The sequence below is a fragment of the Altererythrobacter sp. Z27 genome (assembly GCF_052683155.1).
This window is the reverse complement of the sequence record NZ_JBQYMC010000001.1, coordinates 1,307,656-1,331,648: the sequence shown is the minus strand read 5'-3', so window position 1 is coordinate 1,331,648 and position 23,993 is coordinate 1,307,656. Positions and strand designations below refer to the sequence as shown.

General features: G+C 62.5%; 19 protein-coding genes. 13 read left to right on the top strand and 6 right to left on the bottom strand.

Annotated elements, in window-relative coordinates; translation table 11 throughout:
• Complete coding sequence (locus tag ACUJ47_RS06530) at positions 1-1,833, bottom strand: alpha-amylase family glycosyl hydrolase (RefSeq protein WP_445537605.1); 1,833 nt, start codon at positions 1,831-1,833, stop codon at positions 1-3.
• Between the two features lie 314 nt (positions 1,834-2,147).
• On the opposite strand from ACUJ47_RS06530, the gene ACUJ47_RS06525 reads away from it, so the two are divergent.
• From ACUJ47_RS06525 to ACUJ47_RS06515, 3 genes are read left to right on the top strand one after another with little or no spacing between them, the layout of a single operon-like run.
• Positions 2,148-3,725: an MFS transporter gene (locus tag ACUJ47_RS06525; protein WP_445537604.1), complete on the top strand. Its 1,578-nt coding sequence runs from the start codon at positions 2,148-2,150 to the stop codon at positions 3,723-3,725.
• Positions 3,722-5,092 carry an alpha-amylase family glycosyl hydrolase gene (locus ACUJ47_RS06520; protein ID WP_445537603.1) on the top strand — a complete coding sequence of 457 codons (1,371 nt, stop codon included), beginning with the start codon at positions 3,722-3,724 and terminating at the stop codon, positions 5,090-5,092. The genes ACUJ47_RS06525 and ACUJ47_RS06520 overlap by 4 nt, the downstream gene beginning before the upstream one ends.
• 1 nt (position 5,093) lies before the next feature.
• Positions 5,094-7,145: a glycoside hydrolase family 97 protein gene (locus ACUJ47_RS06515; RefSeq protein WP_445537602.1), complete on the top strand. Its 2,052-nt coding sequence runs from the start codon at positions 5,094-5,096 to the stop codon at positions 7,143-7,145.
• Positions 7,146-7,196: 51 nt separating this feature from the next.
• Here ACUJ47_RS06515 and ACUJ47_RS06510 read toward each other — a convergent pair whose 3' ends face one another.
• Positions 7,197-7,874, bottom strand: coding sequence for a queuosine precursor transporter (locus tag ACUJ47_RS06510; RefSeq protein WP_445537601.1), 678 nt, complete (start codon positions 7,872-7,874; stop codon positions 7,197-7,199).
• Between the two features lie 141 nt (positions 7,875-8,015).
• On the opposite strand from ACUJ47_RS06510, the gene ACUJ47_RS06505 reads away from it, so the two are divergent.
• From ACUJ47_RS06505 to ACUJ47_RS06480, 6 genes are all read left to right on the top strand, one after another.
• Positions 8,016-9,257, top strand: coding sequence for a NupC/NupG family nucleoside CNT transporter (locus ACUJ47_RS06505; protein WP_445537600.1), 1,242 nt, complete (start codon positions 8,016-8,018; stop codon positions 9,255-9,257).
• 8 nt (positions 9,258-9,265) lie between these two features.
• Positions 9,266-10,195, top strand: coding sequence for an isopenicillin N synthase family dioxygenase (locus ACUJ47_RS06500; protein ID WP_445537599.1), 930 nt, complete (start codon positions 9,266-9,268; stop codon positions 10,193-10,195).
• Positions 10,196-10,443: 248 nt separating this feature from the next.
• Positions 10,444-13,878, top strand: coding sequence for a TonB-dependent receptor (locus ACUJ47_RS06495; protein ID WP_445537598.1), 3,435 nt, complete (start codon positions 10,444-10,446; stop codon positions 13,876-13,878).
• An 89-nt stretch (positions 13,879-13,967) separates the two neighbouring features.
• On the top strand, positions 13,968-14,693 hold the full coding sequence (locus tag ACUJ47_RS06490; protein ID WP_445537597.1) for a hypothetical protein: 726 nt from the start codon (positions 13,968-13,970) through the stop codon (positions 14,691-14,693).
• Between the two features lie 45 nt (positions 14,694-14,738).
• Positions 14,739-15,791 carry a mannose-1-phosphate guanylyltransferase gene (locus ACUJ47_RS06485; RefSeq protein WP_445537596.1) on the top strand — a complete coding sequence of 351 codons (1,053 nt, stop codon included), beginning with the start codon at positions 14,739-14,741 and terminating at the stop codon, positions 15,789-15,791.
• A 29-nt stretch (positions 15,792-15,820) separates the two neighbouring features.
• Positions 15,821-16,588 carry a class I mannose-6-phosphate isomerase gene (locus ACUJ47_RS06480; RefSeq protein ID WP_445537595.1) on the top strand — a complete coding sequence of 256 codons (768 nt, stop codon included), beginning with the start codon at positions 15,821-15,823 and terminating at the stop codon, positions 16,586-16,588.
• A 3-nt stretch (positions 16,589-16,591) separates the two neighbouring features.
• Here ACUJ47_RS06480 and ACUJ47_RS06475 read toward each other — a convergent pair whose 3' ends face one another.
• Genes ACUJ47_RS06475 through ACUJ47_RS06465 form a run of 3 tightly spaced genes read right to left on the bottom strand, consistent with a single transcriptional unit; the run spans position 16,592 to position 18,845 of the window.
• Positions 16,592-16,897: a polyhydroxyalkanoic acid system family protein gene (locus tag ACUJ47_RS06475; RefSeq protein ID WP_445537594.1), complete on the bottom strand. Its 306-nt coding sequence runs from the start codon at positions 16,895-16,897 to the stop codon at positions 16,592-16,594.
• A complete protein-coding gene (locus tag ACUJ47_RS06470) occupies positions 16,894-17,640 on the bottom strand; it encodes a hypothetical protein (RefSeq protein ID WP_445537593.1) in 747 nt (248 codons plus the stop codon). The genes ACUJ47_RS06475 and ACUJ47_RS06470 overlap by 4 nt, the downstream gene beginning before the upstream one ends.
• The gene (locus ACUJ47_RS06465; protein WP_445537592.1) at positions 17,640-18,845 is read right to left on the bottom strand and encodes a toxic anion resistance protein; all 1,206 of its coding nucleotides are present in this window, start codon (positions 18,843-18,845) and stop codon (positions 17,640-17,642) included. Before ACUJ47_RS06465 ends, ACUJ47_RS06470 begins: the two co-directional genes overlap by 1 nt.
• Before the next feature lie 166 nt (positions 18,846-19,011).
• Here ACUJ47_RS06465 and ACUJ47_RS06460 point away from each other — a divergent pair, with 166 nt between their 5' ends.
• On the top strand, positions 19,012-20,565 hold the full coding sequence (locus tag ACUJ47_RS06460) for a TIGR00341 family protein (RefSeq protein WP_445537591.1): 1,554 nt from the start codon (positions 19,012-19,014) through the stop codon (positions 20,563-20,565).
• An 18-nt stretch (positions 20,566-20,583) separates the two neighbouring features.
• Here ACUJ47_RS06460 and ACUJ47_RS06455 read toward each other — a convergent pair whose 3' ends face one another.
• Complete coding sequence (locus ACUJ47_RS06455) at positions 20,584-22,317, bottom strand: fatty acyl-AMP ligase (protein WP_445537590.1); 1,734 nt, start codon at positions 22,315-22,317, stop codon at positions 20,584-20,586.
• A 151-nt stretch (positions 22,318-22,468) separates the two neighbouring features.
• Here ACUJ47_RS06455 and ACUJ47_RS06450 point away from each other — a divergent pair, with 151 nt between their 5' ends.
• Genes ACUJ47_RS06450 through ACUJ47_RS06440 form a run of 3 tightly spaced genes read left to right on the top strand, consistent with a single transcriptional unit; the run spans position 22,469 to position 23,991 of the window.
• Positions 22,469-23,032 (top strand): regulatory protein RecX, encoded by a 564-nt coding sequence (locus ACUJ47_RS06450; protein ID WP_445537589.1) that lies wholly within the window; start codon positions 22,469-22,471, stop codon positions 23,030-23,032.
• On the top strand, positions 23,032-23,544 hold the full coding sequence (locus tag ACUJ47_RS06445) for a DUF192 domain-containing protein (RefSeq protein ID WP_445537588.1): 513 nt from the start codon (positions 23,032-23,034) through the stop codon (positions 23,542-23,544). The genes ACUJ47_RS06450 and ACUJ47_RS06445 overlap by 1 nt, the downstream gene beginning before the upstream one ends.
• Before the next feature lie 51 nt (positions 23,545-23,595).
• Positions 23,596-23,991: an NADH:ubiquinone oxidoreductase subunit NDUFA12 gene (locus tag ACUJ47_RS06440; protein ID WP_445537587.1), complete on the top strand. Its 396-nt coding sequence runs from the start codon at positions 23,596-23,598 to the stop codon at positions 23,989-23,991.
• The last annotated feature ends 2 nt before the right edge of the window (positions 23,992-23,993 follow it).

Sequence of the window (23,993 nt, the reverse complement as noted above, 5' to 3'; positions counted from 1 at the left end):
TCAGTACTCCGATTTGCAGACGACGAAGCCGGCCGAAGGCACGTCCAGCTGATAGGAACCAGGAGCTTTCGACGAAACGCCACAGCTTCCGATGAGCGATGTCCATGAGACGGCCCGCCCATCCACCGGAAAGGCGATCGTGCGATCGCTATCGCCGGCGTTGAAGGCAATGACCACTTCCGATTTGTCTTCAGGATCGAGCCTTGAAATGACCAGCACGCCGCCGTCATGATCGGCATGGCGGGTTACCTGCTCCCCATGCCGCAGTGCGACTTCGCCCAGCCGGACTTTCGCCATTTCGGCGATCGCGCGGTAGATGGGATGGGTGGTGTCGAAATTGTCGTCGGCCACGGTCGCGTCGGTCGCGACCAGATCATTGTCGAGATACACGGCGGTTTGCGATGGGAACATCGTTTCGCGCGCATTCTGGTCGTTGCCGTCCGAAATGAAACCCTGTTCGTCCCCGTAATAGATCGTCGGTACCCCGCGCGAGAACATCATCAGCGCATGGCCCAGTATCACCCGTTCGGCGAGTTCCTCGTCGGAAGCATCGGGCCTGCCCTGCTTCACGAACATGGAGAAACGACCCATGTCGTGATTGCCGAGGAATGTCGGCAGCTGCTTGGCTGTTTCGAAGCCCTTCGCATAGGCGGCATCGGCTTCGAACAGATAGCTCAGCCGTGTCGCCGGGGTGCCATTGGCAATTACGGCCTGCACGCGGCTCTGGAATGCGAAGTCCAGCACGGTCGGCAGCTTTCCCGTTGTCGTGAATTTGGCCAGCTGTGCCGGTTCGAATTCATAGGCTTCGCCGAACATGTGGAAGTGCTCGATTCCCTCAGCCTTGGCATGATCGAGGATGGCAGGCGCGAATTGCTGCCAGAATTCGAGATTGACGTGCTTGGCGGTGTCGATCCGGAAGCCGTCGACGCGGAAATCGGTGATCCACTGCTTGTAGATCTCGATGAAGCCTTCGACCACGCGCGGGTGCGATGTCATCAAATCGTCAAGGCCAGAGAAGTCGCCGGTGACGCGGCTCTCGCCTTCCCAGATGCTGTCACCGCGATTGTGGTAGTAGATCGGATCGTTGAGCCAGGCGGGGTTCTTCACCTCGCGCTCTTCGCTTGGGACGTAGGGCGTATAGGCCCAGTCGGGACGCGTCAGCTTGGCGAAGTTTTCGGCAGTGAGATGCTTGCTGTCGGTGCCGAGAAAGCCCTGGTTGATCGGCTCGCCGTCGGGTCCGCCTGCCGTGGTGTAGGGATAGTCGCCAAGCGAGCGATAGGGGCAGCTCAGGTTTTCGCGATATTCGGCAGGGGCCGAGGGGCCGTGGCATTCCTCATTCTTGATCACGTCGGCGGTATGGTTGGTGATGATGTCCATATAGACCTTCATCCCGCGCGCATGCGCCGCCTCGACCAGCGCCTTGAAATCTGCGCGCGTGCCAAGGTGTGGATCGACATTGAGGAAGTCGGTGATCCAATATCCGTGATAGCCGGATGATTCCCGCCCCGGCGGGCCTTGAACCGGCTTGTTCTCGAAGATCGGGGTGAGCCAGATTGCGGTTGCACCGAGCCCCTGGATGTAGTCGAGCCGCTTGATGAGCCCTTTCAGGTCTCCGCCCTGGAAGAAGCCCTTGTGGGTGAGGTCGAAGCCGTGGTCCAGCCGACCACCGGGAATCCCGCCGCGATCGTTGCTGGTGTCGCCATTTTCGAACCGGTCGGGCAGGACGAAATAGATGATCTCGTCTTCAGGGAGGCGGTCCTGCGGTGCGGGCGCGCTGGCACTGGCCGCAATCGGCCAAAGCGCTGCCAGAATCGGAACCAATACCTTTCGCATCGCCAAGACTCCCCCTGAAGCCCATGACTGCCATGTTTGCAGCCATTTTACAAATTTTTGTTTTCACAATTTTGCATGGCGAAAATCAGGAATATCATTGAATTGTGGCGGTATCATGCGAATTGAAGCATGCGGAACGGCAATCGACAGGCCTGAATAACGGAAAATCTTGCAAAATTTTGCAATTCAGCCAGACTGCGATTTGATTGGGATTCCGGCCGCGCCCGCCAGAAGGCTGCGGTATAGGATAATTAAGGCCAGAGGTCACGCATTTGGCGGGGCGCTTTGGGCCAGGGATGGGGAAGGTCAGGCGAATGCAGAAACCGGCGATGAATCCGGCGCAGATCTGGAACATGAGTTTCGGATTCCTCGGGATCCAGATCGGGTTTGACCTGCAGAACGGCAATGTCAGCCGCATCTTCCAGACGCTTGGCGCGCAGGTCGACGAACTGGCCATCCTGTGGATCGCCGCGCCGATGACGGGGTTGCTGGTGCAGCCGATCATCGGGCACCTTTCGGACCATACCTGGGGCAGGTTCGGCCGCCGCCGCCCCTATTTCCTCGCCGGCGCGATCCTTGCCAGCCTCGCCCTGTTCATCATGCCCAATTCGCCCGCATTGTGGATTGCGGCGGGCATGCTGTGGATGATGGATGCGTCGCTCAACATCACGATGGAGCCGTTCCGCGCATTCGTGGGAGACAATTTGCCCGACGAGCAGCGCACCATGGGCTATGCCATGCAAAGCTTCTTCATCGGGGTGGGCGCCGTCGTTGCAGGGGCCTTGCCCTGGGTGATGACCAACTGGATGGGGCTGAGCAACACCGCGCCTCCGGGGGAAATACCCGAGACGGTGCATTGGGCCTTCTACATCGGGGGAGCGGCCTTGCTCGCCGCTGTCACCTGGACGGTCTACAAGACCAAGGAATACAGCCCCGAACAGCTCGCGGCTTTTGAGGCGGCGCGCAAGGCGGGGCTCGGGGGCGAAGCGGAGCAGAACGTGCAAGCGCAGCGCAGTGCAAGCCAGTTCCGGCGCGGCGCGGCAATCTGGCTCATCGCGGGGCTCGCCTTCGCCGCCTTTGTCTTCTTCGGGCGGCAGGATCCGCGGCCGGCCGCGCTCGACTTCCTCGGCGAAGTGCAGATTTCGCAGGAATTGTTCGTGCTTGCCGGACTGGTGGCGGCCTTCGGCGTGATCCAGCTCGTCGCCGGGATGCTCAGGAGCAAGGGATGCGATCGCAACGGCTTCATGGAAGTGGTGAACGACCTGTTCGCCATGCCCGCCACGATGCGCCAGCTTGCAGTGGTTCAGTTCTTCTCGTGGTTCGCGATGTTCGCGATGTGGATTTACGGCACGCCGGCGGTTGCCGAGTATCATTTCATGTCGCCCGATCCTGCGACCCGCGGTTATCAGGACGCAGCCGATTGGTGGAGCCTGCTCGGATCGGTGCGCAATGGCGTGGCGGCAGCAGCGGCGCTCGGCTTTATCTGGATGGCATCGCGGATCGATCGGCGGCGCCTGCATTCGGCCAACCTGCTGATCGGATCGATCGGTTTTGCGATGATGTTGCTGATCCGCGATCCGCAGCTGCTCTGGCTCGCCATGATCGGGGTCGGGATCGCATGGGCCTCGATCGTGTCGCTTCCCTACGCGATCCTCGCAGGGTCGGTGCCCGCGTCGAAAATGGGCATCTACATGGGCATCTTCAACATCTTCATCGTGGTGCCCCAGCTGGTTGCGGCGACGTTGCTTGGCTTCCTGCTGACGACCTTCTTCGACGGCGCGCCGATCTGGGCGCTGGCGATTTCCGCCGCGTCCTTCGTCATCGCCGCCATCGCGACGCTGTTCGTCAATGACACGGCCGCAACGGCTCAATTAGCGGGAGCGCAAGCATGATGCGCAAGTTTTTCTTTTCGGCACTTGGCGCACTGGCGCTCGGTGCGTGCAGCAATGGCGGCGCTGGCGATTATGAGCCAGAGCCATATGTGAAGCTGGAGCATGCGGATTGGACCCGCGATGCGGTGATCTACCAGGTCAATACCCGCCAGTTCACGCGCGAAGGCACTTTCAAGGCGGCGCAGGCGCACTTGCCTCGCCTCGCGGAGATGGGGGTCGACATCGTGTGGCTGATGCCGATCCATCCGATCGGCGAGGTCAATCGCAAGGGCGAACTCGGCAGTCCCTACTCGGTGCGCGATTATCGCGCGATCAATCCCGATCTCGGTACCGAGGCCGATTTCCGTGCCTTCGTCGAGGAAGCGCATCGGCTGGGGATGCGCGTGATCCTCGACTGGGTGGCCAATCATTCAGCCTGGGACAATCCGCTGACCAGCGAGCATCCCGACTGGTACATGCGCAATCCCGAAGGCGAGATGATGCCGCCGCTGGGCACCGACTGGAGCGATGTGGTCACCTTTGATTACGACCAGCCGGGCCTGCGCGAATACATGACCGAAAGCCTCGCCTATTGGGTGCGCGAATTCGACATCGACGGCTATCGCGCGGACGTGGCAGGCTATGTCCCGGTCGACTTCTGGGACACCGCCCGGGCGAAGCTGGATGCCATCAAGCCGGTCTTCATGCTGGCCGAGTGGGAAAGCCGCGACCTTCACGCACGCGCCTTCGATGCGACTTACGGCTGGAGCTGGAAGAACGCGATGCAGCGCAGCGCAAAGGACGGCGGGGCAGGGGCCATACGTGCCTATTACGGCGAGCAGCAATCCGCCTGGCCCATGGCGGCATATCGCATGGTCTATACCGACAACCACGACCAGAACGCGTGGGACGGGGTTGCGTCCGAAATCTATGGCGATGCCTATGAAGCGGCGATCGCGCTGTCATTTGTCGGCAGCGGCATCCCGCTGATCTACAATGGTCAGGAAGCCGATCTCGACCATCGGCTCGAATTCTTCACCAAGGACGAGATCGCCTGGCGCGATGGCAGGCATGCCGACCTTTTCACAAAGCTGATCGCGCTCAAGACCGAAGAAAAGGCGCTGTGGAACGGCAAGTTTGGCGCGGCGATGGTCGAAGTGCCCAACAGCGCCAGCGCCAATGTCTACAGCTTCGTGCGCGGAGGCAAGGGCGAGCGGGTGTTCGCCGTGTTCAACCTCTCGCGTGAGCCGCAGGACGTCGCTTTCTCGCTTGAGCGACACACCGGCAACTACATCGACGCGCTGAGCGGCGAAGGGGCCAGTTTTGGCGCAGGCGACGGGCTGAAGCTCGGGCCCTGGGGCTACCGCATATTCCGCGAGGCCGACTGAATTGAACAAGGAGAAGATGATGCTCGCCCTGCCCAAGAGGCTGTTTTTTGTCGTATTGCTGCTCTTCGCGCCGGTCGCTCCTGCCGCGGCAAAGGAGGTAGTCGCATCGCCTGACGGGCGCATCGTGGTGACGGTGGACGTGAATGGCGAGAGCCGGCCGTTCTACCGGATCGATCTCGACGGCGAACCGCTATTCACCGAAAGTCGGCTCGGCTTCCTGCTCACCGATCAGGACAAGCTCGAACGGCGCCTTTCGATCGTTTCAGGCGAACTGGGCGGCAATGACAGCACATGGGAACAGCCCTGGGGCGAGCGCCGCTTCGTGCGCGATCACTACAACCAGCTGACCGTTCGCTTCGAGGAAGCCAGCGAGCAGAAGCGCCGCTTCGGCGTGGTGTTCCGCGTTTTCGACGATGGTGTGGGCTTCCGCTATTTGTTCGACGATGCGAGCGTGGGCGAGACCCTGCGGGTCGCGGACGAACTGACCGAGTTCAACCTCGCCAGCGACGGCAAGGCATGGTGGATTCCGGCAGGTGAGTGGAACCGCTACGAATATCTCTATGAGGAAACTCCGGTCTCGGCAGTCGGGACAGCGCTCACACCGCTCACCTTCAAACTCGAGCGCGGAACGCATGTTGCGATCCACGAAGCGGCACTGGTCGACTTTGCGGGCATGTTCGTGAAGCGCGTGCGCGGCACGCATTTCCGCGCGACGCTCGCGCCGAGTGGCAGCAGCGCTGCCCGTGCAGAGCGCGATGTGCCCTTCGCCACGCCGTGGCGCACGATCCGCATCAGCGACAATGCCGCCGGGCTGGCGATGAGCGACATCGACCTCAATCTCAACGAGCCGAACAAGCTTGGCGATGTCAGCTGGTTCAAGCCGCACAAATATATCGGCGTGTGGTGGTCGCTCCATTTGAACGAAGAGACCTGGGGCTCTGGGCCAAAGCACGGCGCCAACACCGCCAATGTGAAGCGCTATATCGATTTCGCTGCCGAGAACGGCTTCGAAGGCGTGCTGGTCGAAGGCTGGAACGTCGGCTGGGATGGCGACTGGTTCTTCAATGGCGAACTTTTCAGCTTCACTCAGGCCTATCCCGATTACGATTTCACCGAACTTGCCCGCTATGCCGCGGAAAAGGGCGTGCCGATCGTGGGCCACCATGAGACTTCGGGCGATGTCGGCAATTACGAGGCGCAGCTCGAAGCGGCGCTCGACCTGATGGCCGCGCGCGGCGTGAAAACCATCAAGACCGGCTATGTCACCGACGCCCACAATCTGCGCTTTGCGCATGCGGACGGCAGCGAAAGCCGCGAGCACCAGGAAAGCCAGATCACCCAGCGCCATCATTTGCGCGTGGTGACCGAAGCGGCGAAGCGCAAGATCGCGATCAACGCGCATGAGCCGGTGAAGGATACCGGCCTGCGCCGTACCTATCCCAACTGGGTCAGCCGCGAGGGTGCGCGAGGCATGGAATTCAATGCCTGGGGTGTGCCGCCCAACGGCCCAAGCCATGTGCCGATCCTGGTATTCACCCGCATGCTGTCAGGCCCGATGGATTATACGCCCGGCGTCCTCAGCCTCGAAGGCAGCGGCCAGCCGATCCAGATGACGCAAGCTCGCGCGCTGGCCGAATATGTGCTGATCTATTCGCCGATCCAGATGGCGGCGGACCTGCCAGAGCATTACGAAGAGCACAAATCCGCCTTCCAGTTCATCAAGGATGTCCCGGCGGACTGGTCGCAGTCGCTGGTGCTCGATGCCGAAGTGGGCGATTACGTCGTCACTGCGCGCAAGGACCGCAACAGCGAAGACTGGTATGTAGGTGGCGGTGCCGACGAACAGGGCCGCAAGGTCGATCTCAAGCTCGACTTCCTCGACAAGGGGCGGCGCTACACGGCGCAGATCTATCGCGACGGGCCGAACGCAAATTACGAAGGCGATGCGCGTTTCGACATCGTGATCGAGCAGCGCCGCGTGACGTCAGGCGATGTGCTGGCTCTGGCGATGGCGCCGGGCGGCGGCTTTGCGATCCGCTTCAAGCCGGAATGAGGTTCAAGCGGGCGGCTCGAAAGGGCCGCCCGACAACCTCGCCTTGGTCGATCACGCCTTGGCGTCGAGTTTCTTGGCCAGCGCCACGCCACCGGTGATCAGGAACGGCACCAGCACGAAGCTGAGCGCGACCTTGGCGATCACCTGGCCGATCATGAGGTTGGTGATGTCGAATTCGCCGTAGAAGGCGAGCGTCACGAAGATTACCGAATCGACCGCCTGCGAAAGCGCCGAAGCGATCGCGCCGCGTACCATCAGCCCCAAGGTCGTCGCTTCCCCGCTGCCGCGCAGCTTCGAGAAGATCCAGACGTTGAGCAGGAGCGAAGTCAGGTAGGCGGCCGGGCCAGCCAGCCATACGCGCCAGGTCGATGCATGGACCCGTTCGAAACCGGCAAGATCGTCCGGCCGGAATTCAACCATCTCGGTCGAGGGGGGCAGGTTCAGCACCAGCTGCATCAGCAGGGCGGAGACGACCAGCGGGACGAAGCCCCACCACACGATGCGGTTGGCGGCCTGCTGGCCGTGCAGCTGGGCGACGGTGCTCGAAATCACCACCAGGATCAGGAAGGCGAAAATGCCTGCTTCGACCGAAAGGTCGGTCGGGGGCAATTGCACCTGCTTGAAGGCGAGGACGCCGGCCAGCACGGTCATGCCGCCATAAAGCAGCATATAGACGGTGAGCGAGCGCGGCATGGCCGGAGCGGCGATAGCAGGGGCTTGGTCTGTCATCCCAGCTGTCTAATCCGCGCGCGGGGCAAAAGAAAAGCGGGGGACAGCAAGCTTCTGTGGGTCATTCGCGGGTTTGACTGATTGGAAACAAAAGGCGAAGTCCGTTCCAGAGCCTAACGTAAGGGCAGTGTAAGGGGTCTTATGCCGCAGTTCCTCATCAGCCTCGCGGGTATCGCCGCGATCCTCGCCATCGCTTTCCTGCTTTCGAACGGGAAGAAACGGATCAAGCCGCGCGTCGTGATCGCGGCATTTGCCCTTCAAACCGCCATGGCCTTGCTGGTGCTGCGCATGCCGTGGGGCGTCACTGCCATCGAGGGGCTTTCGAACGGCGTGATCGCGCTGCTGTCCTATTCCAAGATCGGGATCGAGGCGGTGTTCGGCCCGATGGGAGCCAACCCCTTCGCCCATACGTTCGTTATCGCCGCATTGCCCGTGATCCTGTTCTTCGCCGCGCTTGTCTCGATCCTTTATCACTGGGGCATCATGCAGCGGCTGGTGCGCTGGGTCGGCGGCGCGATTGGCTGGATTACCGGCGTCAGCAAGGTCGAAGCGCTGGGCAGCGCGGCCAACATCTTCGTCGGCCAGTCCGAAAGCCCGCTGGTCGTGCGGCCCTATCTCGCCGCGCTTCCGCCCGCGCGCCTGTTCACGCTCATGTGCGTCGGCATGGCGGGCGTGGCGGGCACCATCCTTGCCGCCTACGCCAGCTTCATCGGCGATGATTCGGTTCCGTTCCTGCTCGCCGCCGCATTCATGTCGGCCCCGGGCGGGATCCTGATGGCGAAGATCATCTATCCCGACGAAGAGGGTGACGATGCTGCGGACGAACAGCCGATCACCGTGTCCGAGACTTTCGAGGAAGGGCATCACCCCGCCAATGTGATCGAGGCCGCGGCGCAGGGCACTCAAACCGGCGTCAAGCTGGCGGTGGCCGTGGGCGCGATGGTGCTGGTGTTCGTGGCGCTGGTCGCGCTTGCCAATGGCATCCTTGGCGGTGTCGGCGGCCTGTTCGGCTATCCCGATCTGAGCTTCCAGCAGATCATCGGTTTCGTCTTTGCCCCGGTGATGTTCCTGATCGGCATTCCATGGGAAGAAGCAGGCATCGCCGGCGGGCTGTTCGGCACCAAGGTCGTGCTCAACGAATTCGTCGCTTTCATCGAACTCGGCCAGCTTGACGTTTTGTCCGATCGCAGCCGTGCAATCGTGACATTCGCGCTGTGCGGCTTCGCCAATTTCTCCTCTATTGCCATACAGATGGCGGTGACGGGCGGGCTTGCGCCAAATCAAAGACCGGTCATCGCACGGCTCGGTATGAGAGCGCTTGCCGCCGGTAGCCTCGCCAATCTAATGAGCGCGGCTCTGGCAAGCTTGTTCCTCCCATATTAAGAAGAATCATGACCGAAATAGCATCCGTATCGCTCGACCAGCCGCTCGAGAATATTGCCGACGAACTTGGCCGCAGCTTCGCCGAATTCGGCTTCGCCGTGATCCGCGACCATGGCATCCCGCAGGAACTGATCGACCGCGCCGAAGCGAAGTCGAAAGAGTTCTTCGCCCTGCCCGAGGAGGTGAAGCGCGGCTATCACATCCCCGGCGGCGGCGGCGCGCGCGGCTACACGCCGTTCGGCACCGAGAAGGCCAAGGACGCCGAAGTGCAGGACCTCAAGGAATTCTGGCACGTCGGCCGTTCGCTCCCCGAAGGGCATCCGCTCGCCCAATACATGGCGCCCAACGTCTGGCCGAACGAAGTCGAGAGCTTCCGCGAGACTTTCAGCGAGCTCTATTCCGCGTTTGAAACCGCTGGCGGCCGCGTGCTCGAAGCGATCGCGCTGCATCTCGGGCTCGATCGCGACTATTTCGCGTCGACGGTTGAAGACGGCAATTCGGTGATGCGCCTCCTGCACTATCCGCCGCTTGGCGAGGAAGCGCCCGAAGGTGCGATCCGCGCGGCTGCGCATGGCGACATCAACACGATTACCCTGCTGTTGGGCGCAGAGGAAGCGGGCCTCGAATTGCTGACCAAGCAGGGCTCGTGGAAGGCCGTGGATGTGCCCGAGGGCGCGCTGGTGATCAACGTTGGCGACATGCTCGACCGGCTCACCAACAGCCGCCTGCGCTCGACCACGCACCGTGTGGTGAACCCCAAGGGAGCGGCTGCCAAGCGGGCGCGGTTCTCGATGCCGTTCTTCCTCCATTTCCGGCCGGATTACGTGATCGAGACCTTGCCGGAATGCATTGAGGAAGGCCACGAATCGGAGGCTCCGGCGCCGATTTCGAGCCACGAATTCCTCCAGCAGCGGCTGCGCGAGATAAATCTCGCCTGATCGCCCCCTCAATTCGGCCTGAATTTCAAAAATTTTCAGGCTGTTGCCCTGTCGCAACAGTCGCAGGAGTCGAAGGGATTCTGCGGCTTTGCGGCGGGCAAGAGGAAGCATGACGCCTGAAGCAGGTTAACCACGGCAGGGCATTTCACAGATTTGTCACAAATCTGCCTTTTTGCCGCAGCGCAACACGCTTATCGCCGTGTTCAGAGAATCACTTTCGTTTCCCATTCTCACCAGGGGCAATACACATGAAACTCAAGTATCTTCTGGCAGCGAGCGTTGTCAGCCTTACCGCTGCGACGACGATCGCAACGCCTGCCGTGGCGCAACAGATCACTTCCGGCATCGAAGGCCGCGTTGTGGACGAAAGCGGCACCGCGATTTCGGGCACCGTCACTGTCACCGACACGCGCACCGGCCAGGTCCGCACGCTGTCGACTGGTTCCGATGGCACCTTCCGCGTCGACAGCCTCGTCACCGGCGGTCCCTACACCGTCACGGCGACCTCGTCGGGCTTTGAAGGCCAGACGCTCGAGAACGTGTTCCTGACCCTGCAGGGCAATACCCAGCTGGTCTTCAGCCTGGCCGGTGCATCGGCCGGCGGCGATAATGTGATCATCGTGACCGGCGCCCGCGTGCAGCTCAGCCAGCGCGCAATCGGCCCGGGCCAGTCGTTCGGCGTCGAAACCATCGAAGCCTTCCCCTCGATCACCCGCGACGTCCGCGACATCATCCGCATCGACCCGCGCGTCAGCCTCGACCGTTCGAACGAAGTCGATCGCGTGTCCTGCCTTGGCGGCAACGACCGCTCGAACGCCTTCACCGTTGACGGTATCGCCCAGTCCGACCTGTTCGGCCTCAACGGCACGCCGTTCGCAAGCCGCAACTCGCTCCCGCTTCCCTATGATGTGGTGCGTGAAACCTCGGTCGAATTCGCACCGTTCGATGTTCAGTATGGCCAGTTCACGGGCTGCGCGATCAACGTCGTCACCAAGTCGGGCGGCAATGAATTCACCGGTTCGGCATTCTACACCTATGCGAGCGACAGCCTGCAGGGCGACACCGCCGGCGGGCGTGATTTCAGCGCCAGCCCCTATAAGGAAAAGCGCTGGGGCGCGACGCTGGGTGGCCCGATCATCAAGGACCGCCTGTTCTTCTTCCTCGGCTACGAAGCGACCGACCTTTCGGACAGCTTCGAATATGGCCCGGCGGGCGAAGGCTATCCGAACGAAGTCGACTATGTGACCACCGCGCAGTTCGAACAGTTCTCGCAAATTCTCAGCGACGTCTATGGCTTTGAAACCGGCGGCCTCGCGCGTAACCTGCCGGAGAAGAACAAGCGCTATTTCGGCCGTATCGACGCGCTGATCAGCGACAATCACCGCCTCGAAGCGAGCTACCAGCGCCTCGAGGAAACCAACGTCGAGAGCGACGATTTCTCCGACACCAACAACATCTTCACCGGCTACAACAGCTTCGAAGATGAAGGTACTGAGAGCGATTACTACTCGGTCCGCCTCTACTCTGACTGGTCGGAAGATTTCTCGACCGAGATCCGCGCCAGCCGCGCCATCGTGCAGGACATCCAGGGCCCGGTCGGCGGCGGTGAAGCGCAAGACGCCAACCCGATGCCGCGCTTCATGGTCGGCGTCACCAATGGCGGCGAATTCGGCTCGCTGCTGGCAGGCCCGGGCTTCTCGCGTACTTCGAACGACCTCAAGACCACGGTTACCCAGGTCAAGGCGCTCGGTCGCTGGAACAAGAACGATCACACGATCACGATCGGTGCCGAACTGAACGAACTCAAGGTATTCAACCTGTTCGCGCAGAACTCGACCGGCACGCTGACGTTCAACAACCTGACCGATTTCGCCAATGGCATCCTGTCGGGCGGTTCGAACACCAACCCCGGCGGCGCTGACGTCTACAATGGCAACGGCGCAGGCGCTTACGGCAACTTCACCGCAAGCGGCGACATCAACGACGCTGCTGCACGCTGGAAGCGCCGGACCTGGTCAATCTATGCTCAGGACGAATGGAGCCTGTCGGACCAGTTCGACGTGATCGGCGGCGTTCGCGTCGAATGGCTTTCGGGCGATGCACCGACTGCGAACCCGAACTTCGTGGATCGCTACGGCTTCACCAACCGGATTGGCTTCGGCAAGATCGATCCGGAAATCCTGCCGCGCCTCGGCTTTACCTACAAGCTCTACAATGACGGGTTCTTCTCGAACACGCAGGTCAAGGGTGGTGTGGGCCGTTTCACCGGCGGCGACCCGGGCGTATATTTCTCGAACGCCTTCTCTAACAACGGCTTCGTGACCGGCTTCGCACGGACCGGCCAGAATGGCTGCTTCGTCGGTACGCAGGCTGACGTGGTCACCAATGGCCAGTTCACTGGTATCCCGCAGTGCGTGCTCACAAACGCGGGGGCACAGTCGGCGCAGGGCCTGGCTGACACTCAGTCGACCGATCCGAACTTCAAGATGCCGACAGTGTGGCGTGCAAACCTGGGCGTTTCGACGACCTTCGGCGCCGAAAGCGGCTTCTTCAGCGACTGGAACCTGAACCTCGACTTCATCTATTCGAAGTTCAACAATCCGGTCGATTTCGTCGACCTGTCGCAGACCGTGAACACGGCGCTGGGCCTCAACGGTTACACCGTTGACGGTCGCCCGATCTATCGTGCGATCGACCCGACCCGCACGGGTTGCGACGCGGTACTGCAGAACCAGGGCGGAAGCCCGCCGGTGTGGAGCGGTGTCACCGCGGCCTGCTTTGGCACCAGCCGTGACGACGAAATCCAGCTGACCAACGGCAAGAGCTACGAAAGCAAGATTGCTTCGGCGATCCTTTCGAAGACCTGGCGCAGCGGCATCTTCACCGAGGGCGGCAGCGTCCGCTTCAACCTCGGCTATGCCTACACCGACTCCGAGAACAACCGGAACAACAACAGCTCGACGGCCACCTCCAGCTTTGACATCGTCGCGGCTGCGGACCGTCAGGCTGCGGACGTTGCTCGCAGCGAATATTCCTCGAAGCACAACTTCACGCTTGGCCTGAACATGCGCGAAGAATTCTTCGGCGACTATGCAACCAGCTTCGGTTTCATGTTCGTTGCCCGCTCCGGTCGTCCGTTCTCGGTCGTTTGGGACAACCTCCCGAGCGAAGTGCTGAACGACAGCTCGAGCGGCGACTTCAACTCGCTGATGTACATCCCGACCGGCGTGGGCGACCCGAACGTGGTGATTGCCGATGCTACGTTCGCTCAGGCGCTCGACGACTTCATTTCGAAGACGCCGTGCATCAACAAGTACCGTGGCCAGACGCTGCCGCGTAACAGCTGCAGCAACCCCTGGTTCTACGACCTCGACCTGCGCTTCAGCCAGGAACTGCCGGGGCCGATGAAGGCATTCGGGATGAAGGACGATAAGTTCCGCCTGTTCGTGGACTTCGACAACTTCCTGAACCTGCTCGACTCGGGCTCGAACGTCTTCAAGCGCTACAGCTACACCGAAGGCCTCGTGCGCGCCGCGGCGATCGACTCGCAGGGTCGCTACGTCTACTCGCCGATCACGGCGCAGTATGATGCGACTGCCGGAACGACCGGCTTCCGCGATCCGGTGGTCCAGTCTTCTTCCTCGCTGTGGAAGATCCAGCTGGGCGTGAGCTACGAGTTCTAGAACTCGGCAACATTGCTGGAACAAGTGAAGCGGCGGGGCCCATGGCTCCGCCGTTTTGCTTTGGGGTGAAGGCGCGATAAGCTGCCCGGATGGACAGGCCCGTGCAGCGCTATTCGGAAACCAGGCGGCGCCTGCACCCCGGCCTGATTGCCCTGATTGTCCTGCTGCACATCGTGGCGCTCTATGGCCTGACCCGCGCTTTCGCTCCGCAAGTGACCGCCACGATCGAACGCAACGTAGTCGAAGCCTTTACCGTCACGATCACAGCCCCGCCTGACGACGTGCCTGAAGTGCCTGACGAAGGCATGGCGGGCGATGCTGGCAAGCAGGCGGTGCCGCAGCCGGTCACCGCTCCCACGCCCAGAGTCGCGCCAAAGCCCGATCGCCAGATTCCGCGCGCGTCCTCGACCGGCGATGCCGCTACTTCAGGCGCGCGCGACAGCGGCGAGGGCACCGGCGCCAGCGGCAGTGGCGCAGGCACCGGGTCCGGCGATGAGGGCAGCGGGCAAGGATCGAGCATGGCGACAGGGCCGGTCAAGATTGCCGGGACGATCAATTCCGCGCGCGACTATCCCGTGCCAGAGGGCGGGCGCGAAGTGCGCTTTGGTACGTCGGTGCGGATCGCGCTGCTGGTCGGCACCGATGGCCTGCCGAAGCGCTGCCGCGTGTTCCGCTCAAGCGGGTTGCCTGACACCGATGCTCGGACTTGCGAGCTGGCGATGGCGCGCTTTCGCTTCGAGCCGGCGCGCAACGCAAGGGGGCAAAAGATCGAAGCGGAATTCGGATGGGAGCAGCGGTTTCGCCGCGCGGACTGACAATTGGCGATGGTGCGATTGCCCGGGCTTTGTTAGAGTATTCCCATGTCGTCCGATCGCCAGAACTCACTGATTTATCCCGTTATCCTGTGTGGCGGCGGCGGTACCCGGCTATGGCCGCGCAGCCGCAAGGCGCACCCCAAGCCGTTCCTCCCGCTGATCGGTGGGCGCACGATGCTCCAGCAGACAATGGCACGTTGCGCGGAACCCTCTCTTTTTGCGCCACCGACGCTGGTCGCGGGTGCCGACCATGCGCCGCTGATCGAGGAGCAGGTGCCGGGGCTCGGTGCAACTGCGCTGATCGTCGAGCCCGCAGCACGCAACACCGCGCCCGCCGTGGCGCTCGCTGCCGCAAGGCTCGATCCCGATGCAATCATGCTGGTGTGCCCGAGCGATCACCATATTGCCGATGTGAATGCGTTCCATGCCGCGGCAAAGGCCGCGGCCGGGCTGGCGCATGGCGATTGGCTGGTTTCGCTCGCGATTACGCCGGATCGGCCCGAAACCGGCTACGGCTATATCAAGCCGGGAGAACCGCTGCCGGGCGGCGTCAAGGTCGAACGCTTTGTTGAGAAGCCGTCGCGCGAGCTTGCCGAGCAATTCCTGGCGGAAGGGGGATATGCCTGGAATGGCGGGATATTCGCGTTCCGCGCGGGCAAGCTGCTGGAGGAGCTGGCGCGATACCGTCCAGACATGGCCGAGGCTGTCATGCGTTCGGTGGCGGAAGGGCGCGTCGAAGGCATTCGCTTCCATCCGGCCGCAGAGCCCTTCGCTGCAATTGTCGGAGAGTCGATCGACTATGCCGTGATGGAGAATACCGATCGCGCGGCGATGGTCCCGGCGGCAATGGGCTGGTCCGACATTGGCAATTGGGCGAGCCTGCAGGATGCGCTTCCGGCCGATCCGGCGGGCAATTACGCGCCTTCCAATGCCGAACTGGTCGATTGCCAGCGCGTGTTGGCAGTGAGCGACGGGCCGCGGATTTCAGTGCTGGGCCTTTCCGACGTGTGCGTGATTGTCGACGGCGACGAGGTTCTCGTCACGACGCGCGACGCGGCGCCGCATGTCGGCAAGCTGCGCGGTGCGAGCGAACAATGACGTTCGCGCGGACACTTGCGACCCTTACGGTGGAGAAGGTCTGGGGTCGTGACGAGCTTCCTGCGCCCTTCGTGGCGCCTGCCGGCCAGCGGATTGGAGAGATCTGGTTCGAACCCCCGCCCGAACTCGACAGCCTGCTGGTGAAGTTCCTGTTCACGAGCGAAAGGCTTTCGGTCCAGGTCCATCCGTCCGACGCGCAAGCCCGAGAGGGCGAAGAAGGCAAGGAAGAGTGCTGGCTTATCCTGGATGCCGATCCCGGCGCGGAAATTGCGATCGGCCTGCGGAACGCGGCGAGCGAAGAGCAATTGCGCGACGCGGCAATCGATGGCTCGATCGAGCATTTGCTCGAATGGCATGAAGTGCAGCCCGGCGATTTTTTCTACCTGCCCGCAGGCACGATCCACGCGATCGGCGGGGGGCTGAGCCTGGTGGAAATCCAACAGAACAGCGACACTACCTTCCGCCTATATGACTATGGCCGCCCGCGCGAATTGCATCTCGACCGCGCGATCGACGTCGCGCAACGCGCGCCATATCCGTCAGCCATGCGCCAAAGGATATCGGATAGTAGCCAGTGCCTCGTCGATGGGCCGCATTTCCGGCTCGACCGGATCATCGGTGCGCCCGACGCTGCGATCCGCGCGGCATATGATGACGCGCTGCTGGCGCTACCGATTGAGGGGGAATTGCGGATCGGCTCGTCCACTTTGGCAGCGGGCGCTTGCGCCTACGCGCCGTCGATCGATGAAGTGGATTTCGCCGCCGCTGCAATCACCCTGCTGGCGCGCCCTGCCTGACCTCTATTTCGGCGCTTCCAGCAGCCTCGCGCCGTCCTTGCGGATCGCCTTTTCGATCATCGGTTCGACGAAGGACAGCATCCCCGGCAGCTTGATCTCGAACACGACTTGCCTGTCCTCGACATGGATATGGCCGGTGAGGTTCTGGCCCATCGCCGAAATATGCAGCGCCATGCTGTCTTCGCCAATCCAGTCAGTTTCGACCTGGGCCAGCCCACCGGGCATGTGGTCGGCGATCTCGTGGCTTCGCTCGCTCAGGCGGCGGCGCACTTCCTCGCGGCCCAGATCGTGCGGCAGCGCGACTCTCACTTGCTGAGATCCTCCAGCGCTTCGGCGCCTCCGAAACGGTAGTCGAGGTAGCGGGACTTGATCGCAAGATCGTCGAGCGCGCCTTCGGCCAGGCGGCGCGTTACGCGATCGATTTCACCGCTGAGTTTGCCGAGGCTTTCGGTCACTCGCTCGTCCGCAGTCTTCCCGGCATGGTCTTCGCCGCGCAGGTGGGCAGGTATCTTGCGATAGTTCTCGATCGTCTCGGGAATATACTCGCCCACCAGCTCGCGCACTTCGTTCACCGCCGGATCGTTCTGGTCGATGCTCTGCAACTGCAGCCCCAGTGCATCGAGCTGCACACCCAACTGGTCCACGATCTGGACCGCCGGCGCGGGCAGGGCGGGGCGCTGCGCCTCAAGCCACAGCTCGGTGCGCGCGACCATCGCCTTGGCATCGCCTTTCTTCAGGTCGGCGCGTTTGGGCACCTTGATCTTGGGGTAATTCGCCAACAGGCCGACCGCGATCACCGCGGCGAACAGCGTCAGCATGATGCCGGTAAACCCGATCCCGTCGATGATCAGGCCGGCAATTACCGCTGTCGTCCAGATCGCCCCGAAGGCAATCAGGATGCGACCAAGTTTCTTCTTCCAATGCTGTGTCTTGAGTTCGGCCGAGCCGCGCCCGATCGAGGGGCGGCGGTGCACGCCGCCATCGCGCTGCAGCGCCAGCGACTTGCCCGCAGCGTTCAGGATCAGGTCGGACTGATGAGTGGAATCCGCCATCAGCTCTCCAGCGCCAGCAATGACGGCTCAAGCGCCTTTTTCTGTGCTTGCGCCTGGCCTTCGGCACGCGCGATATAGCCCTTCGATTTCTCGACTTCCTGCGACAGCGTTTCGACCGTCTGCTTCATGCTGGCGAGCGCCTTGACCTTGAATTCGTCGACTTCGTCCATCGTGTCATAGATGTTCTGGAAGGCGCGCTGCAGCGTTTCGAGCGGGATCGTGCTCGAAGCAGCTTGTTCGTGGATCTTGCCGGTCTGCTCGCGCAGCATGGTGCTGGTCGAATCGATGATGTTCGAAGTCGTTTCGTTAAGCGACGTGATCTGCTGCAGCACGAGCCGCTGGTTGGTCATCGCCTGTGCGACCGTTACGGCAGTACGCAGCGCGCCCACGGTGGTGGTGCTGGCGCGGTCGACACCCTTCACCAGTTCGACATTGTTCTTCTTGACCAGGTCGAGCGCGAGATAGCCCTGCACGCTCACCGCCATCTGGGTCAGCAGGTCCTGCGTGCGCTGGCGCACATAGAACAGCGCGCTTTCGCGGATCGCCTTGGCTTTGGCCGGGTCCACGCTCTCGATCTCGTCGGCCTTGGCTTCGAGCCTTTCGTCGAGCGTCTTGGCGATGTGGATCATCTGTTCGAGCTCGCCCATCGCGGCCCACAGCTTCTGCCGCTCGACGTCGATCGCGGCATTGTCTTCATGCAACTCGCGCTTGCCCGAGGAAAGCCGGTCAAGGATGGCCTGGATGTGCCCCTGTGCGCTGGTATAGCTGTCGAAATAGCGCTGCAGCTTGCCGCCAAACGGGATGATGCCGAACAGCTTGCGGCCTGCCATCTTGCCCTTGCGACCCGGATCGAGGTCTTCGACCGTGCGGCGCAGTTCGGCCAGATCCGCGCCTACGCTGGTGTCGCTGTCCATCGCCCGCACCGGCCGGTCGAGGAAGCGGTTCGACATGGCGGCTGCGGCGCGAATCTGCTCCTGCCCCATGCGCGTGATCTGGTCGACCTTTTCGCCGAAAGCAGGCGAATTGGCATCTTCCGCGATCAGGTCGGCGACAAAGGCATCAACCTTGTCATCGAGCTTCGAGCGTTTTTCCTCATTCACAGGCACGAGCCCGGCTGCCTTTTCCGGCGCGACAGTGGGCACCGGATCGGGCGGCGACAGCTCGAAATCGGTAGCCGTCTTGGTGGTGGTTTCCTGCGTGCTCATGGTCGGTCTTCAAGCTCCCTGGGGGCGGCGACAAGCCGGTTTCTGATACTGTATTAGTGCCCTAAGACACGAAGTTCAAGAAGTGTGCCGCAATCGTGCGCTCACGTCCATGCTTTCGTTCGAAGAGACAAGGAGGTAGAAAGCCAAAAGCCAACACTTGCGATGGATGGAAAGTTTGACAGAAACCCCCGCACAGCAGAGCCCGGCGTCCGAAAAAGGCTTCGCCAGCGTCAGTTCGAACTTCTCCAGCGTCCTTCTCAGTTTCCGCCTCTGGTGGCGACAGGACGTGGTCGGCACGGTCGACCAGGCTTCTGTTATCGAGAAGCGGCGCGAAGATTGCGGGCTGACCGAGCGCTACCTGTTCATGACCGCCATGTCGGGCGGCATCGCGATCCTTGGCCTGTTGCTGTCGTCACCGGCAGTGGTGATCGGCGCGATGTTGCTGTCGCCCCTGATGGGGCCGATCATGGGTTTGGGCTTCGCTCTGGCGATCGGGGATTACCATTGGCTCAAGCAATCCGCGCGCTCGCTGGCGTGGGGCAGCCTGATGGCGATCATGCTGTGCGCAGTGGTGGTTTTCATGTCGCCTATACAGACGGTCACACCCGAGATAGCGGCACGGACGAGACCCAATCTCTTTGACCTGATGATCGCGCTCTTCTCGTCGCTGGCCGGCGCCTATGCGATGATCCGAGGGCGCGAAGGCACGATCGTGGGCGTGGCGATCGCCACCGCCTTGATGCCGCCGCTGGCTGTGGTGGGCTTCGGTGTGGCGACGGTCAACTGGACGGTCTTTTCGGGCGCCCTGCTGCTGTTCGTCACCAACCTGATCACGATCGCGCTGACCGCATGGGGCATGGCGCGGCTCTATGGCTTCCGCAGTAGCCTGAGCGAGCGGCAATCGCTTTTTCAGAACGTGGCTGTCGCCGCGGTATTCGTTGCGCTGGCGGTGCCGCTGTTCTTCACGCTTCGCCAGATCGGCTGGGAGTATAATGCGGACCGGATCATCCGTTCGGAGATCATGGAAAATTTCGGCGGGCGTTCGCGGCTGAGCGAAGTTGCAAGCGACTACGCGACCGAGCCGGTCAAGGTCAGCGCCACCGTCTTGACCCCCACGCTGAAGCCCGACGCCGAATCGCGCACCGAGCGCGCCTTGACTGAGCGGCTCGGACGCCCGGTCGAGCTGACGATTACACAGTACCAGGTCGGCACAAGTGCCACGGCGGCGCAGCAGGCCGAACTCTCGGCATCGCGCGCGAGGGAAGAAGCGGCGGCGATTCAACGTGCAGAGACGCTGGCCCAGCGGCTTGCCCTTGTGGCTGGCGTTACGGACGAAGATGTGATCGTTGACCGCCAGCGGCGCAGGGCAGTGGTACGCGCGAAGCCGCTCGATGGTGCTGCACTTTCGACCTATCGTGTGCTGGAACAGCGGATCGCGGCAACCGAGCCTGAATGGCGCATTGAGCTGCTTCCACCACGCCGTTCGCTTCCGGCCATCCCCTTCGCCAATGGCGAACCCGATGACTCGGGTCAGGCCGCTCTGGCGCTTATCGGCTGGGCCGCACAGCGGCTTGATTCGCCGGTAGTGCTGGAAGGCCCTTCCGCGCAGGCGGCGCGTGCTGCCGAATTACTTAGGGAACAAGGCGTCACGGTGACGCTGGCTTCGACATCGCAGCGGACCGGCGCGGTGCAGGCGCGCTGGGCCAGTACCGCAAACTAGGTCGGCCCTGGCAGGCGTTCAGGCCGCCAGCTGGATCGGCTCGATTTCGCCTGAGAGGTAGAGCTTCTTCGCCTTGGCGCGGCTGAGCTTGCCCGAGCTGGTGCGCGGCAGTGTGCGCGGCGGCACCAGTTCCACGATACAGCTCATTCCCGTGACCGAGCGGACCTTGTCGGCGATCTCGTTGCGCAGGCGCACGCGCTCTTCCGGATCGGAAACGCGGCAATGCACCAGCACGGCGGGCGCTTCCTCGCCATTCTCCATCTCGATCGAGAATGCGGCGATGTCGCCATGGTTGAAGCCCGGCAATTGTTCCACCGCCCATTCGATATCCTGCGGCCAGTGGTTCTTGCCGTTGATGATGATCATGTCCTTCGCGCGGCCGACGATGAACAGGTAACCGTCCGCGACATAGCCCATGTCGCCAGTGTCGAGCCAGCCGTCGACGAGGCAATCCTCGGTCGCTTCCGGATTGCGGAAATAGGAGTGCATCACGCTGGGGCCGCGGCACCACACCTTGCCGATCTGGTGATCGCCCCGGGCCTGGCCGGCTTCGCCGCGGATTTCGACATCCATGTCGGGCAGCGGCTTGCCGCAATTGACGATCGCGCGATAGCGCGCGGGGCGCGACAGATTGCGCTCCGAACCCGAAAGGCGCTCTTCCTCGACCAATTCGACGCGGATGCCTTCGCCCGGAGGCATCACCGTCACCGCCAGAACCGCTTCCGCGAGGCCGTAGCTGGGCGTGAAGGCGCTGGCCTTGAACCCTGCCTCGGCAAAGGCGTTGACGAAATTCTGCATCACGTCGGGGCGGATCATGTCCGCGCCATTCCCGGCGACCCGCCAGCGCGACAGGTCGAAGCGTTCGGACACATGGCTTTGGCTGGATATGCGGCGGGCGCAGATGTCGTAGCCGAAGGTCGGTGAATAGGAGAGCGTCTTGCCCTCATTGCGGCTGATCATGTCGAGCCAGGCGAGCGGCCGCCGCGCGAAATGATCGGGCTTGAGATAGTCGCAGCTCACCTGGTTGGCGATCAGCGACAGGAAGCAGCCGACCAGCCCCATGTCGTGATACCACGGCAGCCAGCTGACCACTCGGTCGCCCTGGCCCAAGTCCATCGAAGTGGCATGGCCGTATAGGTTGTGGAGCAAGGCACGGTGAGTCACGGCGACGCCGGTCGGGAAACGGGTCGAGCCGCTCGAATATTGCAGATAGCAGATGTCTTCCGGATCGGCTTCGGGCAATTCGCATTCGGGCGCTTCGCGCTTGGCGAAATCCTGCCAGGATTCGCTCGGGCAGCCTTGCTTGGCGGCGGCGGCCTGCGCCATCTCGGTGATTTCTTCCGGATAGATCAGGATCTTGGGGTCGGAGCTTTGCAGCTGTACCGCAAGCTGGTCGATATAGCTTTCCTTGCCGCCGAAGGTGGTCGGCAGCGGCAGCGGCACGGGCCATGCGCCGACATAGACGCAGGCGCAGAACAGCGCCGCGAAATCGGGGCCGGTTTCGGCGATCAGCGCAACCCGGTCTTCCTTGCCAATTCCGGCAGCGACCATGCGGCGCGCCATGACCAATGCGTCCTTGCGCATCTCGGAATAGGGGTAGGGGCGCTCGATCATGCCCCGCATATCGTGAAAATTGAGGCCCTTTTCGCTCTGCGCGGCGTAGTCGATCGCTTCGTTGAACGTAGCGAAGTCAGACCGCCTGCGCGGCAAGGGGCAGTCGTTCGGCGTCGGCGTGAGTGCGGCGTCGGTCATATTTTTAAGCGATACCCGTTATATGTGGCGCAAAATGGCGCTTTAATCGTCCCCAATGCGGAAGTCTCCCCATGTCCGCACCCATTCCAGCTTTCCCATTTGATAAGGAGTGTGGCACGAATAAGGCGAAATGGTTGCAAAGCAAACCACCTTGTCACGCAAACGTCGCACCCCGGCACCGCTCGACCGTGCAAAACTGGAAGAATTGGCGCTGACCTATCTGGCGCGGTTCGCGACCAGTTCGGCCAAATTGGAGGCCTATTTGCGGCGCAAGATCCGCGAGCGAGGCGTGGCGGAAGGGGCGGAACCGCTCGATGTGGCGTCCCTCGTCGAACGCATGGTCGAGCTGAGATATGTCGACGATGCCGCCTTCGCCCGCACGCGTGCCTCGGGCCTGTTGCGCAAGGGCTATGGCGCAAGGCGCGTCGACGAGGCGCTTCGCGCGGCCGGGATCGACGAGGAATTGCGCGAGGATGCGGCACCGGAAGAAGCTGTCGCGCGCCGCGCCGCGCTCGCTCTGGCGCGCAAACGCGGCTTCGGCCCGTTCGGGGCGCTTGCGGAGGATGACGAGGGCCTTGATCGCGCAAGGCGCGAGAAACAGATTGCGGCGATGATCCGGGCGGGCCATGGCTTCGATGCGGCGCGCGCGCTGGTGGATGCCGCCAGCGTGGAGGATGCCGAGAATTGGGCATGCGAAGCAGAGGAGTGGGATTGATGAGATCGAAATGGCTTGTCTCCTTGCTGGCCTTCGCTTCGCTCGGCTGTTCGCCCAATCCGGACGCCACGGCGCGGCAAGGGTCGAGCGATGCGGAATCGGCCCCGGCTGCCGCCAGCCGCCATCCGGTTTCAGGGCTTCAGGTGATCGACCTGTCGGTCGTGTCCGGGCAAAAGAGCCACCCATTCCGGGTCGAGCTGGCCGACACTCCGCAAGCCCAGGCGCGCGGGCTGATGTTCCGCACCGAGCTGGGCGATGGCGAAGGAATGCTGTTCCCGTCCGATATTCCCGACGTGCGCAGCTTCTGGATGAAAAACACCCCGCTCTCGCTCGACATCATCTTCGTCGGGGTCGACGGGCGGATCATCAACATCGCCGCCAATACCGAACCCTATTCGCTCGATTCGGTCCGTTCCGAGGGGATTGCCAGCGCAGTGCTCGAACTGCGCGCGGGCCGGGCAGCCGAATTGGGCATCGCGCCGGGTGACAAGGTCGAATACACCCTGCCTTAGAGTCAGCTTCGTGCTTGGCGCGGGCATGCTTATCCGCTAATCGCGCGGGCCATGGGTATCTTCAGCAAGATCTTCACCTGGTGGGATGGCGCCACCATCGGCACCATGCTCTTCACCGCGCGCAAGGGCGAGCACGTCGGCACCGATGCGCAAGGCAACAAATATTACCGCTCGAAGCCCAAGGCTGGCGAGCGTGAGCGCCGCTGGGTGATCTATAACGGCAATAACGATGCCAGCCGCGTGCCGAGCGAATGGCACGGATGGTTGCACGGCGCATTCGACGATGTGCCGGAAAGCCGCCTGCCGCCTCCGCGGATCTGGGAAGCCGATTATACGCCCAACGCCACCGGCACTTCTGCCGCCTACCGGCCGCAGGGTGCGCTCGAGCGCGGCGGCAAGCGCGCGCGCGCGACCGGGGATTACGAAGCGTGGAGCCCGGAAGGCTGAAC

Coding starts and splice junctions, on each gene's coding strand:
- ACUJ47_RS06495 (WP_445537598.1), top strand. CDS start 10,444: ATGAAACTCAAGTATCTTCTGGCAGCGAGCGTTGTCAGCCTTACCGCT.
- ACUJ47_RS06440 (WP_445537587.1), top strand. CDS start 23,596: ATGGGTATCTTCAGCAAGATCTTCACCTGGTGGGATGGCGCCACCATC.
- ACUJ47_RS06485 (WP_445537596.1), top strand. CDS start 14,739: ATGTCGTCCGATCGCCAGAACTCACTGATTTATCCCGTTATCCTGTGT.
- ACUJ47_RS06525 (WP_445537604.1), top strand. CDS start 2,148: ATGCAGAAACCGGCGATGAATCCGGCGCAGATCTGGAACATGAGTTTC.
- ACUJ47_RS06445 (WP_445537588.1), top strand. CDS start 23,032: ATGAGATCGAAATGGCTTGTCTCCTTGCTGGCCTTCGCTTCGCTCGGC.
- ACUJ47_RS06530 (WP_445537605.1), bottom strand. CDS start 1,833: ATGCGAAAGGTATTGGTTCCGATTCTGGCAGCGCTTTGGCCGATTGCG.
- ACUJ47_RS06510 (WP_445537601.1), bottom strand. CDS start 7,874: ATGACAGACCAAGCCCCTGCTATCGCCGCTCCGGCCATGCCGCGCTCG.
- ACUJ47_RS06490 (WP_445537597.1), top strand. CDS start 13,968: ATGGACAGGCCCGTGCAGCGCTATTCGGAAACCAGGCGGCGCCTGCAC.
- ACUJ47_RS06465 (WP_445537592.1), bottom strand. CDS start 18,845: ATGAGCACGCAGGAAACCACCACCAAGACGGCTACCGATTTCGAGCTG.
- ACUJ47_RS06470 (WP_445537593.1), bottom strand. CDS start 17,640: ATGGCGGATTCCACTCATCAGTCCGACCTGATCCTGAACGCTGCGGGC.
- ACUJ47_RS06505 (WP_445537600.1), top strand. CDS start 8,016: ATGCCGCAGTTCCTCATCAGCCTCGCGGGTATCGCCGCGATCCTCGCC.
- ACUJ47_RS06455 (WP_445537590.1), bottom strand. CDS start 22,317: ATGACCGACGCCGCACTCACGCCGACGCCGAACGACTGCCCCTTGCCG.
- ACUJ47_RS06500 (WP_445537599.1), top strand. CDS start 9,266: ATGACCGAAATAGCATCCGTATCGCTCGACCAGCCGCTCGAGAATATT.
- ACUJ47_RS06520 (WP_445537603.1), top strand. CDS start 3,722: ATGATGCGCAAGTTTTTCTTTTCGGCACTTGGCGCACTGGCGCTCGGT.
- ACUJ47_RS06460 (WP_445537591.1), top strand. CDS start 19,012: ATGGAAAGTTTGACAGAAACCCCCGCACAGCAGAGCCCGGCGTCCGAA.